This is a genomic window from Moraxella bovis (assembly GCF_002014975.1).
Classification (GTDB): domain Bacteria; phylum Pseudomonadota; class Gammaproteobacteria; order Pseudomonadales; family Moraxellaceae; genus Moraxella; species Moraxella bovis.
The window spans coordinates 1-12,485 of the sequence record NZ_MUXV01000037.1; the positions used below are offsets into that span (position 1 = coordinate 1).

Consider the following 12,485-nt stretch of genomic DNA (forward strand, 5'->3'; position numbering starts at 1 on the left):
CACAGCCACAGCCAAAGCCTGTGCCTAGCCCAAATCCACAGGACAGACCGCTACCACCTAAGGTTAATCCCATTGGCGTGGAAGAAAAAAAGCCCGATGAGGCTAACCCCGAAACACAGCCACAGCCAAAGCCTGTGCCTAGCCCAAATCCACAGGACAGACCGCTACCACCTAAGGTTAATCCCATTGGCGTGGAAGAAAAAAAGCCCGATGAGGCTAACCCCGCTGATGAAAAACCTTTTGAACTTCCAGAGTTTTGCAAATGGGCTTCATGGTTTTGTGAAGGCGATATAGATAAAAAAGATACTGACATTGATATTGATGAAATGCCAATACCCACAAACTCAGTAAACATTAGTTTTGGTGGTTCATGCCCTACCCCCAAAAATTTTTCATTTTCTATTGGTGGTCGCTCCATGGTGTTTTCCATGTCTTTTGATCCAATTTGTAGGATTGCAACATCATTTGGCGGAATTGTTAAAATCATATCAACAATCATCGCCGCTTATATTCTAACGGGTATTAAATCATGAAATTTGCTGGCTTATCATCTCTTTTATCAAGGGTTTTAGACTCTTGGGGTTCAGGACTTCTAAAAAACGTTTTAACGGGCGCTGGTCTGACATTTGGTAGTACTGTTGTGATGACTTCACTGGTTAATAGCTATGTTGCTCGCATTCGTTCGGATATCAATTCTATACCTGATACCGTTCTTTCTTTGATGTCAATGTCTCAAATGGATTATGCTTTTTCGGTTATTTTATCTGCCATTGTTTCTCGTGCCGCCATGAATTCAGCTGGCATTTTTATTAAAAAGAAATAAAGGGCGGTGAGCGACGACAACGACGAAGGAGGCGGAGGAGCGAACCGCCCGCTAAATCATTTAACTTAATTTAATGTGGTGAATTATGATTACCTTAATTACTGGAACGCCCGGCTCTGGCAAAACTTTGTTTGCTGTTACAAAGATTTTAGAGTACGTTAAACAAAATCAAAAATTACTTGAACAGGGCAAAGAACCCCGCATGATTTACGCCAATATAGACGGCTTAAACATAGATGGGGTAGAACCTGCCCCCGTTGATTGGCGTGATACACCAGACGGTTCTGTGATATTTTATGATGAAATACAACAGCTAGAACCCTACAAAAAATCTCGTTATGATAATGAGATTTGTGATGCCCTGCAAATACACCGTCACACAGGGCATGATATTTTTGGCATTACTCAATTTCCTGTATTGCTACATCCTAATTTTAGGGCGGTTGTTGGTATGCACCATCATTTACATCGGGGGTGGGGTCTATCATCAGCGACCATTTTTAATTGGGCTTATTGTGTTGATTCCCCAAATGCTCCAAGCAATAAAAAGTTAGCCGAACACACCGAACGCTTTAATTATGATAAAAGCGTTTATAAGTACTATAAATCAGCAACCATTCACACCCACAAAAAACGCATTCCCAAAAACTTATTTTTTATTATTTTGGGTGTGATTTTATTTGGCTATTTTGCTGTCAAAATGCTATTTTTTAATGATAACTTTTTCTCTAAAATTTATGGTGTAGAACAAAAGTCTACCGAAAAAACACAGCAAGACGATGCCACAAATTCAACATTTTCATTATCAACTGATAGTCAAAACAATTCACAAAGTGAATCAATCACTCAAAATAACTATGAACATCATCAAGATGAATTACATAATCGTCGCTTGTTTTTATACCAAAGGGATTTGCCAGAAGATTACATCATCAGACGTCAAGACCCCATGTTACAAGTAAGGGGTGTTATGAAAATGGGCAATAACTGCATCGCCTATAATTCTTATGGCGACCGCATGACATTATCAAATAAAGAATGTCTAGATTACATCAATACTGGCAAAGTTTATCGTTCCGAAGGAAACGGTTTTAATAATACTACTTTTACAACGCCAACAGAAACATCAGATCAACAACAAATACCACCCAAAGAACCACAACAAACAACACAAGGAATCACAAGTACCGAAGAGTATTTATTTGCTGATAAATCAAAGACAGAACCTATTTTTAATCCATCTTAATCAGCTCTTGACTTATACCCCAATGGGGTATATAATGCACGTTAAATAGATTAGGATTTTCCCATGTTGCATTTTGCTGAAACATCATTATTCACTAAACAAATCATAGACTTAATGGATGATGACGAGTACAGACTATTACAAACAAACTTGATGAAAAACCCACATCAAGGCGACATTGTTCGTGGTACTGGCGGAGTACGCAAAACAAGATGGTCAATTGATGGCAAGGGCAAAAGTGGTGGCAGTCGCATCATTTACTTTTTTGTTGATGGTGCTGGCATTTTCTTTATGCTCTTGGCTTATCCTAAATCAAAACAAACAACGCTATCGGCGGATGAGAAAAAAGAAATGCTCAAACTAACCACCGCAATTAAGGAGATTTACCGTGCAAAATGAGTTTTACGATGATTTAAAAGCCTCATTGACTGAGGCTCTGGCAATCGCTAAGGGCGAAATTTCCCCAAGTCGTACATTCACTTATGAACGCCCAAACATCAAAGATATTCGGGCAAAAACAGGGCTATCACAAACCCAGTTCGCCCAGAAGCTACACATAAGCCCTAAAACGCTTAAAAACTGGGAACAGGGCATTAGAACGCCAACAGGTCCAGCCATTACCCTAATTAGATTACTTGACAAAAACCCTGATTTAATTAGCATGGCATAAATTACCCTGTGTTGCGGTGTAATGTCGCACCGCAACATAAGGTAAAAACATGAACTTTGAAAAATTATCCGACATCATCAAATACTATCAAGAATACCACTTGACTAAGTACAAATACACTTACAGACTGGCTCTGTTAGCCCCATTTGATGATTATCCCTTATCCACCCTAAAACGTGCTGACGTTAAAAAATGGGCATTAGAACGCCAAAAACAGGTATCTAACGCAACGGTTAATAAAGAAATCGGCTTTTGTCGCTCTGCAATAAACCTAGTCTCAAAAGATTTTGAGATTACGTTAAATAACCCATTTGCCAACGTCAAATATGTGGAAGCCGACACAATCCCAAACTACCTAAGCCCCCAAGAGTACGAAAAACTACTAACCGCAAGCCTAGAATTTGACAACACAGACTTGCATGACTTCATCACACTACTTGTCATGACTGGTTGCCGTCAATCCGAAGTATTAACCCTAAAATGGGCAAACGTACACCTGGAAAAACGCCAATTCATCGTTAGAAATACGCTCAGTAAATCAAGACGCACCATGTATAAGTATCTCAATGATACAGCTTACAACGTACTAAAACACCGCCAAGCCAACAAACAAGGCGATTACGTTTTTACCAACCCCAAAACCGGCGAAAATATCAAGTCCTTTAACAAAGGCTGGCAACTTTGTAAAAAGCGTGCTGGCATTAACTGCCGTATGCACGACCTACGCCACACCTACGCAAGTTGGCTTGTTCAAAAAGGCGTGCCAATTTACACTGTCAAAGAGTTATTAGGGCATGGCGACATCGCAAGCACCCAGCGTTATGCACATCTTGACTACTCTACCAAGCTACAAGCGGTTGATTTAATCGGCTAATCACAAAAAACGGTACTAAAAAGTACCGTTTTTTTCCACTCTCCGAAGCCGAAATCCATTGGTGCGAATGTCATGGCATTGGTGCGGTTGAGTATAAAATCAAAAGGTTACTATCATGAAATGGTTATTGTGCATTAATAATAAAGACTACCCTGCCAGTTTGGAAGTTATGAAACTTTACAAACAGCTAGACGACCCAACCGCAGAGCAGTTGGGCATGGTGCGAATCATCGATGAAAGCGGGGAAGATTATCTGTATGCCAATTCCCTATTTATCCAAGTGCCTACTGTCTTTGGCAATTACATAGACATGGCTTTATCCGTCTAGTGCCGGACTTATTGAGTTGCCAAGCAACCTTGCAAAGCGTTAAATCTGCCGATACACTTCATCAAACGGCACACGAAACCGCTCGCCCCATACGCCCTGCTCGCTACGCACACCGCACGACACCACCATATTAATCTCGGCTATGGCAGGCAGTCTAAGCAGGGTCTTTATCATCGCCCCGTCAAAGCCTTCCATAGGGCAAGTATCAAGCCCACGCTCACTCATGGCAAGCATGAACGTCTGAGCGACCAGTCCACAGCTTTTATGCATGACGATACGAATGTCATCTTTTGAGACGTCCTTTTGCATGGGGCGAACCTTTGAGATGGCACACGCCACGCCCTTTCTTGCCGTCCCCACCAGTGGCACATCTTGGGTGTAGAGCAGGGGCATGAGACGATTATAATAATGGTCAAATTTTTTAATACGCCTGTCCACCTTATGAACAGGGCTGTATGTACGTACGTTTTCACGCTCAAAGGCAAACACCGATGTGGCACGCTGTCTGTGCAAATCAGGACGTATCACGAACACCACCATTTGATCAGCGGTCGTGGCAGAGCTTTGGGATAGGCAGGCTTTGGCAAGTGTGGCGAGTGTGGCTTTATCGGTGATGTGGTAGCACTCGTACAGTTGCATGTTAGAGCTGGTCGGGGCAAGCGTGGCAAGGGCTAGGCAGTCCTTGACGATGTTGGGGTCAATGGGCGTGGGTAGGTACTCACGCACGGCACGGCGATGGTGCAAGATGTCAGATAGGCTCATAATCTATGTCGGTTGGGTGTGAAACAACTATTATAGCATGGTTGGTGCGGTGATGATTGGCATTTTTGCATAAAAATTTTGCATAAAAAGGGCGAATTTATTCCGCCCTAATATTTTTAAACATTTTTACAAACGCATCTCGCCCTACATCCAGTCCCTATCTGCCACTTCTTCTACATTCTCAGGCAGACGAGTTACCAGCACTTGGTCAATCTTGTAATGGTCAATGTCCACCACTTCAAATTTTAGATTTTCATGCACGACAAAATCGGCAGGACGTGGGATTTTTCGCAAGCGATACATGATAAAGCCCGCCAACGTCTCATAATGATCCCAATCTTCAAACTCCACCACATCAAGGGCGTGCTTGACATCATCGATGGGCGTGCTACCGTCAATGAGCCATGAATTTTCATCACGGCGGATAATCTGCTGTTCTTCCTCGATGGGCGACCCCCAGTCCCCCATGACCGTCATCATGATGTCGGACAATGTAATGACCCCGACCACCCATGCATATTCGTTGATGACGACCGCAAATTTTTCTTTACTGGCACGAAATTTATCCAAAAGCTCAGACAAAGTGAGCGTATCAGGGATAATCAGCACGTTACGAATGGTACTCTCGTTAAGCTGTACAAAAGATTGGTTGTTGAGTAGCCTTACCAAAATGTCTTTGGTGTCCACATAGCCGATGACTTGGTCAATGGTCTCATTGCACACCAAAAATTTGGAATACGGAAACTCAGCTATCTTTTGTCGCATGGACTCTTCGGACTCACCCAGCGTAAAATACACCACATCTTCACGCACGGTCATCGATGACGGTACGGTACGCTCTTCTAGCTCAAAGACATTTTCAATAAAATGCTGTTCTTGCTGTAACACCACGCCTGCCTCCGCCCCTGCATCCATAATGGCAGAGACGTCATCAAAGGTAATGCTCTCTTCTCGCACGGTGTTGATTTTGAACAGGCGAAACGTGGCGTTGGCAATGCCATTGATAATCCACACAAGCGGTTTGACCACCTTGATGACCACGAGCATGGGATTGATGACTGCTAGGGCGACCTTTTCGGGGTTTATCATGGCAATGCGTTTGGGAATCAAATCAGCATATAGGATAAAGATGAGCGTTACCACCGCAAAACTCGTAAAAAACGCAATACTCTCTGTCCACTGCCCTTGATAAAACTGTCCGATAAACTGGGCAAAATAAGGACGAAGCGCCCCTTCACCCACCGAACCACCAAGGATAGCGACTGCGTTTAGGCCTATTTGGCTGGTGGCAAAGAAGTCCGCCGAATTTTCTTGCAAGTGCATGATTTTATCAGCACGATTATCGCCTCCTTCGGAGATGAGTTTTAGTTTCAATTTTCTTGCCCCTGCTAAGGCAATCTCAGAAATTGAAAAAAAACTTGATACTAATATCAATATGGCGATTAAAAATAAATGTTGTAATAAATCCATGTGAATGCTCAAAATGTTTTAATGTTTTGTAGTAGTTTATCAATTTTCGTTTAAATTTCAAGTACAAAGACGTACGCCCACAAAAAAGGGCGAACACTCGCCCCTGATGTTATTTGGGTTGGCAATGTATCACTTGCCCTTTTACCCCGCTTGCCATGTCGGTCATGAGATACACATAGGCAGGCATGATGTCTTCGGGCGTTTTTAGGGTCAAAGGATTCTCCCCTGGAAAGGCGTGGGCTCTCATGTTGGTGCGAGTCGCCCCTGGATTGATACAGTTAAACCGCAAGGCGGTGTGGTTTTTGGTCTCTTCGGTAAAAATGGTACTCATGCCTTCTATCATCTGCTTAGATAAGGCATACGCCCCCCAAAAGGGTCGCACTTTTGCCACGCCAGAGCTTGTGAACACCACCGAGCCACTGGGGGCAGAGACAAGTAGCGGAAATAGGGCTTGGGTAAGCATAAACACGGCTGTGGCATTGACGTGCATGACCTGCTCAAAGGTAATAGGGTCGTACATTTCAAGTGGGGTCAATGCCCCAAGCACACCTGCATTATGTAGCACGCCGTCAAGCCTGCCAAACTCTTTTTGAATTAGGGTTGCAAGCTCATTCATCTGGGCAAAGCTCGCCTTTTCTAAATCCATGGGCAAAATGGCAGGCATGGCAAGCCCCAAACTCTCTATCTCATCATAGACCGCTTCTAGTTTGGACTCTGTTTTGCCAAGCAGGAGTACAGTCGCCCCACATTTGGCATAGGTTAGGCTTGCCACTTTGCCAATGCCGTCCCCTGCCCCTGTTACTAGAATAATCTTGTCGGATAGGCTGTCGGCGGTCGGGGTATAGTTTAAAATGTCTTGTGTCGTCATGGTTGGGTGCTGATTTTTTTATTAAGTAAAAATTAAAATATGGTTAAATTTAAATAATTTTATACTTGCTTAACTTCAAAATATACCACCGTAGGAGTGTACTAGTTTTACCAACGGGCGTGGAAAGCCCACCCCTACAAGCCTGTGGCAAATATTAAGTTCATTAAATACATTTCTTATTTAAAAGGTGTGTGGCACGCATATTTTATCAATGAAAAATTAAAAGCGGTTAAATTTAAATCATTTTAAAATTGGCATTGTCAAATTGGCAACGGCTTAAACCAACCCCAACCCCAACCGCCTCAATTCATCAGGCGTATCCACCACCTTATCCGCCCCCCACTCATGGGGATTTTCATCAGGGACAATATAGCCAAACCCCACCGCCACCGTCATCATGCCAGATGCTCGCCCTGCCTGTATGTCTCTGATGTGGTCGCCCACATAAATGCAATTTTTGGGGTCTATGTTTAGCTTTTTGCACGCCAAAAACATCGGCTCTGGGTCGGGTTTGGTGTTTGCCACATCATCAGGGCAAACAAGCACCGCACAGCGTTTGGCTAGGTCTAATTTATCCAGAAGCTGTTCTGCTAAATATCTAGGTTTGTTGGTAACAATGCCCCACGCCACGCCTTTATTTTCTAAGGTGTCAAGTAGACTGTCCAAGCCGTCAAACAGTCGGCTATCCACACAAATGTCCTGCTCGTACAAATCCAAAAACTCTTGACGATAGGCAAGCATTCGCTCGTCCGTGTCCGCCACGTTCATGAGCTCATCGCCAAACATCAAACGCACCATTGCCCTAGCCCCTGCCGAGACCTGCTCACGAATGGCGGTATCAGTGGGGCAAGGGTGATTGTGCTTGGCACACATGAGCTTGATGATACGGATAAAATCAGGGGCGGTGTCGATGAGCGTGCCGTCTAAGTCAAATAAAACCGCATTTAGCTTTGTTGTGCTTGTCATGTCAGCCCACCGCCTTTGGGCTTTGACCCTTGACAAACGACATCATGTAGTTTACGTCCACATTACTGTCGGAGAGCCAAAACCGCTTGTTTAAGGGGTTGTAGTGTAGCCCTGTCATGTTATCACGGGCAAATCCTGCCCTGATAGCCATGTCATCAAGCTCGGCAGGCGTGATGAATTTGTTAAAATCGTGCGTGCCTTTATCCACAAGGCGTAGCACATACTCCGCCCCCACAATGGCAAATAGGTAGGATTTGGGGTTACGGTTAATCGTGGACGTTACAAACACGCCATTGGGCTTTAATAAGGCAAAGCACGCACGCACAATCGCAGACGGGTCAGGGACGTGTTCTAACATCTCCATGCACGTTACGACGTCATACATCCCCGCCTGCTCGCTAGCAAGCTCTTCTATCGCCACACAGCGAAAGGCGAGCGTGTCGGTCATGCCTGTCCGCTCGGCATGAATCTGCCCTGCTTGCAGGTTTTGCTCCCCCAAATCCACACCCAGCACGTCCGCCCCACGCACCGCCATAGAATGCGACAAAATACCGCCACCACAGCCCACGTCCAGCACCTTTTTGCCGTTTAATCTTGAGCCAAAAAAGGCGCACGTTTGGTCTTCTATCCAGTCAAGGCGTAAGGGGTTAATGTCGTGCAAGGACTTAAACGCCCCTTGTCTGTCCCACCATTCATCGGCAAGGCGGGTGAATTTGCCAATTTCATCAAAGTCGGCATTGTGGGCGGTGTGTGCGGTCATGAGCTATCCCAAGTGATAAATTGGCTTATCTTACCATTTTTAGCGATTTTTAACCACTTTTTCCCTTGCTTTTCATACAGATTTTGGCAAATTTTGTGTTGTTCATTTAAAAATGCTTAAATTTTAGGCATATTTCATAAAAATTTACATAATACAACGTTTGATTAAGAATTCTATTACCCAATTTTGGCAAAAATAAGTTAAACTATGCGATATTTTTATTTACCCATATTTGGTTTTACCAAAACGATTTGTTGGCACTGTGCCAATCTAGGATTTTTTATGAAAAACACCCTTAAATTCACCGCCCTTGCGTTAGCGGTTGGTCTATCTGGCATGGCTCATGCCAATTTTGTTGAAGGTCAAGACTACAAAGTCCTGCCCAATCCTGAGAAAATCGCTGGCGATGTCATCGTGGTGCGTGAGTTCTTTTGGTATGGTTGTCCGCATTGTTACAGCTTAGAGCCACACATGCAAAAATGGGCAAAAACCCGTGCCAAAGACGTGGCGTTTTTCCGCACGCCTGCCGCCATGAACCCTGTGTGGGAAGTGCCTGCCCGTGGTTTTTATGCCGCCCAAATTATGGGTTATGAAGAAAAAACCCACCAAGCCCTATTTGACGCGATTCACAAAGACGGCAAACGTGTGGACAGATCCAAAGAAACCCTTGCCGACTGGTATGCCACCCAAGGCGTGGACAAAACCAAGTTTAATACCACTTACGACTCATTTGCCGTTACCACCAAACTAGAACGCTCAAAAGCAGGGGCGAAAAACTATCAGCTCACTGGCGTGCCTGCCGTTGTCGTGCATGGTAAATATGTGGTTGCAGGCGATGATGCCAAAGTTACCCAAGTGGTTGATTTTCTTATCAATAAAGTGCGTGAAGAGAAAAAATAATCAGCTTGCTCATACAGTCCGTGCCATGATTGGTGCGGACTTTTTTATGTCTTTTTATCATCGTTTAACTTCAAAATACACCACCAAAAGGCGTGGAAAGCACGCTCCCACAAAGGTATTTTTCAATATTTAGCATTGGTGCAAATTGGGGTTAATTTACTATAATTACTCCCCCCTTAACAGCTCGCCAAACACCCCCAAACTCTCTCCAAACTCGTCCACCTTTTCGTTGTCTAGCTCCACGCTCATCACGACATGGTGAGCATAGTCTACCCCTAAAATCTCGCCACCAGCCTGCCCGACCAGATAGCGGATTTGGGCTTCGTGGGCGAAGGTGGTGGCGACTTTGACCTGTGATTTTGGCACAAATGGCACAAGGATCATCTTATCTACCACCAGCTGCGTGGCGGTAGCGTAAGCTCGTGTCAGCCCACCTGCCCCAAGTTTGATGCCACCAAAATACCGCACGACCACCACAAGCAAATCGCCAATTGCCTTGTGTTGCAACACATTTAAAATCGGTCTGCCTGCCGTGCCACCTGGTTCGCCGTCATCGTCAAAACCTGCGTGCGTGGTGTTGTGTGGGTCGCCGATAATATAACCATAACAAACATGGCGAGCATCTGGGTAGGTGGTTCGCAGTTGTTCCACGTGGAACATTAATTGTTCACGGCTATCAATCGGATAGGCAAAGGCAAGAAATTCGCTTTTTTTGATTTCATAAACCGCTTGGCAAGGGGCGGATAAGGTATGGTAGGTCATGCGAAAATTTTTCTAAAAATGTATAAGTATGATACACTAAACACCGTTATTTTTAAACTAAAACACCTGAGACCAAACAATGAGGCTGGACAAATTTTTAAGTAAAGCCACTGAACTCTCCCGCAGTGAATGCAAAAAAATCCTGCACCGTGGCGAGATTACGGTAAACGATAAAGTCATCAAAGACGGTAGCGTACATATCAATGCCGATGATGAAGTGCTGTGGGCGGGCGAGCCGTTGTCGGTGGCGGACGGTAGCCGTTATATTTTGCTCTATAAGCCAGACGGCTTTGAATGCACTCTAAAAGCCAAAGAATACCCCATTGTTACCGAGCTGATTGCCGTGCCAGAAGTGGCAAGTTTGCGGATTGCAGGACGGCTTGACGTGGACACCACAGGAGCGTTACTTCTATCCGATGACGGAGCGTGGCTACACCGAGTTACCAGTCCCAAGCGTCATCAGCCCAAACGCTATGAGATTACGCTTGCCGACCCGATGACCCCAGACGAGCAAGCCTATGCCATAAAACAAGTGGCAAACGGCATTTTGTTAGAAGGTGATACCGAAAAAACTCGCCCTGCCGAGCTGTTATTTACAGATGAGACGCACGCCACGCTTATCTTGACCGAAGGTAAATATCATCAGGTCAAACGCATGATGGCGTATTTTGGCAATAAAGTCATCGAGCTACACCGAGCAAGCATTGGCACGATTACGCTAGATGGGCTTGAGATGGGCGAGAGTCGCTTTTTGAGTGATGATGAGATTGGGCAGTTTTGATTAATTTGGGCGGATTGGTGTGTTTATTTGAGCAATAAATCACCGCCCCAATTTTTATGGATTTTTGCCAATCATACTTTACTGCCCAACCTTGTCAGATTGTGGGGAAGTTGTAAACGGCTCTCGCTCGCTTAGATTTTGGGGTATAATCTATGCCAAATCATTTTGGGATAAACCATGAAAACATTTAGCACGTTACTTACCCTAAGCCTTGCCATCACAACTGCCACCATCAGTCTGCCAAGCACCGCCCAGACACCCACCCCCATTACCGCAAGTGACAACCAACTCATCAAACAAACCCTACGCCAAATCGGACTTGCCACACCCGTTCGCACCATCACCCCGACAGGCATTGGCGAGCTTTTGATGGTAACGCTGACCACGGGCGAGAGTCTGCTTATCACGCCTGACGCTCGCTATGTGATTAACGCCACCGCCGAACCGAACCCCAGCACCATTCACGCCATCGACCCTACCATCATGAGCGATAAGCCCACAGGCACCCCGATAGACGAAGACCATAAAATCGCCCTGCTTGCCAACATGAACGCCCTGCCCCTAGTCACCCCTGACACCGTGTTTTTTCACACGAGTATCAAGGGCTTGCTTTGGGCGGTTGCCCAAAATGGCACGCCATTTTTGGTCAGTGCAGACGCTCGTTATGTCATCGGGGGTGATGTCAGCGTGATTGCCAACGGCAAACTTGGCGGACTTGACACCGCCTTTGAGACTGCCAAAAACCGCCACACGCTCGCCACCTTAGACCCTGCCAACCTGACCATCTATCCTGCCAAAGACGAGCGAGCGGTCGTCTATGTCGCCACCGACATCAACTGCCCCTACTGCAAGATACTTCACAAAAACATTCCCAATCTTACCGCCAAAGGCATTACCGTCAAGGTCATCGGCTATCCTGTCTATGATGAGTCGCCTAAGCCCATGCGACAAATCTGGTGCGAGCGTGATAACGCCAAGCGCGCCAAGCTCCTAGACCTTGCCATGAAAGGGGTCAAGGCAGGCAACCAATGCGGTAATGACGACAACCATCTGTCATCCAACATCGCCAAAGTCCGCCCCCTTGCCATCATCGCCACCCCTGCCGTCTATGGTGAAAATGGCGAGTTGTTTGAAGGCAACGTGGCAAATGATGAATTGGTCAAGTTTTTGACAGCAAAGTAGGGCATGCCTGCCCTTTATAATACTATTTACAATATAGAAATATTTTAGAAATAAATAAACTGTTTTTGCATGAAAATGGCTATCCGACCACTT

16 protein-coding genes are annotated in these 12,485 nt (G+C 45.2%); 10 read left to right on the forward strand and 6 right to left on the reverse strand.

The genetic code is table 11. The features are described 5' to 3' along the window. The 7 genes from B0182_RS14370 to B0182_RS09560 form a co-directional block, all read left to right on the forward strand. Window positions 1–533, forward strand: a 533-nt coding sequence (locus B0182_RS14370; protein ID WP_280522595.1) for a virulence factor TspB C-terminal domain-related protein, incomplete at its 5' end; no start/stop codon positions are given. Beyond that, a complete protein-coding gene (locus tag B0182_RS09535; RefSeq protein ID WP_078274720.1) occupies window positions 530–823 on the forward strand; it encodes a DUF2523 family protein in 294 nt (97 codons plus the stop codon). The genes B0182_RS14370 and B0182_RS09535, both read left to right, overlap by 4 nt. 85 nt (window positions 824–908) lie before the next feature. Continuing rightward, entirely contained in the window at window positions 909–2,069 is a 1,161-nt protein-coding gene (locus B0182_RS09540) for a zonular occludens toxin domain-containing protein (protein ID WP_078274721.1), read from the forward strand. A 63-nt stretch (window positions 2,070–2,132) separates the two neighbouring features. Next, the gene (locus B0182_RS09545) at window positions 2,133–2,468 is read left to right on the forward strand and encodes a type II toxin-antitoxin system RelE/ParE family toxin (protein WP_228157738.1); all 336 of its coding nucleotides are present in this window, start codon (window positions 2,133–2,135) and stop codon (window positions 2,466–2,468) included. After that, a complete protein-coding gene (gene nadS / locus B0182_RS09550) occupies window positions 2,458–2,739 on the forward strand; it encodes a NadS family protein (protein WP_078274722.1) in 282 nt (93 codons plus the stop codon). The genes B0182_RS09545 and nadS overlap by 11 nt, the downstream gene beginning before the upstream one ends. A gap of 49 nt (window positions 2,740–2,788) precedes the next feature. Then, window positions 2,789–3,613, forward strand: coding sequence for a tyrosine-type recombinase/integrase (locus tag B0182_RS09555; RefSeq protein WP_078274723.1), 825 nt, complete (start codon window positions 2,789–2,791; stop codon window positions 3,611–3,613). Between the two features lie 115 nt (window positions 3,614–3,728). After that, window positions 3,729–3,941: a hypothetical protein gene (locus tag B0182_RS09560; RefSeq protein WP_078274724.1), complete on the forward strand. Its 213-nt coding sequence runs from the start codon at window positions 3,729–3,731 to the stop codon at window positions 3,939–3,941. Window positions 3,942–3,980: 39 nt separating this feature from the next. Here B0182_RS09560 and B0182_RS09565 read toward each other — a convergent pair whose 3' ends face one another. From B0182_RS09565 to ubiG, 5 genes are all read right to left on the reverse strand, one after another. Continuing rightward, a complete protein-coding gene (locus B0182_RS09565) occupies window positions 3,981–4,703 on the reverse strand; it encodes a nitroreductase family protein (protein WP_029103568.1) in 723 nt (240 codons plus the stop codon). Between the two features lie 144 nt (window positions 4,704–4,847). Next, on the reverse strand, window positions 4,848–6,173 hold the full coding sequence (gene paeA, locus B0182_RS09570; protein ID WP_078274725.1) for a polyamine export protein PaeA: 1,326 nt from the start codon (window positions 6,171–6,173) through the stop codon (window positions 4,848–4,850). A 109-nt stretch (window positions 6,174–6,282) separates the two neighbouring features. Then, entirely contained in the window at window positions 6,283–7,041 is a 759-nt protein-coding gene (locus B0182_RS09575) for a YciK family oxidoreductase (protein ID WP_078274726.1), read from the reverse strand. 276 nt (window positions 7,042–7,317) lie between these two features. Further along, window positions 7,318–8,007: an HAD family hydrolase gene (locus tag B0182_RS09580; RefSeq protein WP_078274727.1), complete on the reverse strand. Its 690-nt coding sequence runs from the start codon at window positions 8,005–8,007 to the stop codon at window positions 7,318–7,320. Between the two features lies 1 nt (window position 8,008). Beyond that, entirely contained in the window at window positions 8,009–8,767 is a 759-nt protein-coding gene (ubiG, locus tag B0182_RS09585; protein ID WP_078274728.1) for a bifunctional 2-polyprenyl-6-hydroxyphenol methylase/3-demethylubiquinol 3-O-methyltransferase UbiG, read from the reverse strand. Between the two features lie 282 nt (window positions 8,768–9,049). On the opposite strand from ubiG, the gene B0182_RS09590 reads away from it, so the two are divergent. Further along, window positions 9,050–9,667, forward strand: a complete 618-nt coding sequence (locus B0182_RS09590) for a thiol:disulfide interchange protein DsbA/DsbL (protein ID WP_078274729.1) — start codon at window positions 9,050–9,052, stop codon at window positions 9,665–9,667. 165 nt (window positions 9,668–9,832) lie between these two features. On the opposite strand, the gene B0182_RS09595 is transcribed toward B0182_RS09590, so the two are convergent. Further along, the gene (locus tag B0182_RS09595) at window positions 9,833–10,429 is read right to left on the reverse strand and encodes an IMPACT family protein (RefSeq protein ID WP_078274730.1); all 597 of its coding nucleotides are present in this window, start codon (window positions 10,427–10,429) and stop codon (window positions 9,833–9,835) included. 79 nt (window positions 10,430–10,508) lie between these two features. Here B0182_RS09595 and B0182_RS09600 point away from each other — a divergent pair, with 79 nt between their 5' ends. Together B0182_RS09600 and B0182_RS09605 are read left to right on the forward strand one after the other, a co-directional pair. Further along, a complete protein-coding gene (locus tag B0182_RS09600) occupies window positions 10,509–11,210 on the forward strand; it encodes a pseudouridine synthase (RefSeq protein ID WP_078274731.1) in 702 nt (233 codons plus the stop codon). Window positions 11,211–11,387: 177 nt separating this feature from the next. Beyond that, window positions 11,388–12,392 carry a DsbC family protein gene (locus B0182_RS09605; protein ID WP_078274732.1) on the forward strand — a complete coding sequence of 335 codons (1,005 nt, stop codon included), beginning with the start codon at window positions 11,388–11,390 and terminating at the stop codon, window positions 12,390–12,392. The last annotated feature ends 93 nt before the right edge of the window (window positions 12,393–12,485 follow it).

What these genes read in the sequence shown, in the direction of transcription:
- paeA (WP_078274725.1), bottom strand. Translation starts at nt 6,173, where the DNA reads ATGGATTTATTACAACATTTATTTTTAATCGCCATATTGATATTAGTA.
- B0182_RS09565 (WP_029103568.1), bottom strand. Translation starts at nt 4,703, where the DNA reads ATGAGCCTATCTGACATCTTGCACCATCGCCGTGCCGTGCGTGAGTAC.
- B0182_RS09580 (WP_078274727.1), bottom strand. Translation starts at nt 8,007, where the DNA reads ATGACAAGCACAACAAAGCTAAATGCGGTTTTATTTGACTTAGACGGC.
- B0182_RS09575 (WP_078274726.1), bottom strand. Translation starts at nt 7,041, where the DNA reads ATGACGACACAAGACATTTTAAACTATACCCCGACCGCCGACAGCCTA.
- B0182_RS09535 (WP_078274720.1), top strand. Translation starts at nt 530, where the DNA reads ATGAAATTTGCTGGCTTATCATCTCTTTTATCAAGGGTTTTAGACTCT.
- B0182_RS09590 (WP_078274729.1), top strand. Translation starts at nt 9,050, where the DNA reads ATGAAAAACACCCTTAAATTCACCGCCCTTGCGTTAGCGGTTGGTCTA.
- B0182_RS09545 (WP_228157738.1), top strand. Translation starts at nt 2,133, where the DNA reads ATGTTGCATTTTGCTGAAACATCATTATTCACTAAACAAATCATAGAC.
- B0182_RS09600 (WP_078274731.1), top strand. Translation starts at nt 10,509, where the DNA reads ATGAGGCTGGACAAATTTTTAAGTAAAGCCACTGAACTCTCCCGCAGT.
- B0182_RS09555 (WP_078274723.1), top strand. Translation starts at nt 2,789, where the DNA reads ATGAACTTTGAAAAATTATCCGACATCATCAAATACTATCAAGAATAC.
- B0182_RS09540 (WP_078274721.1), top strand. Translation starts at nt 909, where the DNA reads ATGATTACCTTAATTACTGGAACGCCCGGCTCTGGCAAAACTTTGTTT.
- B0182_RS09560 (WP_078274724.1), top strand. Translation starts at nt 3,729, where the DNA reads ATGAAATGGTTATTGTGCATTAATAATAAAGACTACCCTGCCAGTTTG.
- B0182_RS09595 (WP_078274730.1), bottom strand. Translation starts at nt 10,429, where the DNA reads ATGACCTACCATACCTTATCCGCCCCTTGCCAAGCGGTTTATGAAATC.
- ubiG (WP_078274728.1), bottom strand. Translation starts at nt 8,767, where the DNA reads ATGACCGCACACACCGCCCACAATGCCGACTTTGATGAAATTGGCAAA.
- B0182_RS09605 (WP_078274732.1), top strand. Translation starts at nt 11,388, where the DNA reads ATGAAAACATTTAGCACGTTACTTACCCTAAGCCTTGCCATCACAACT.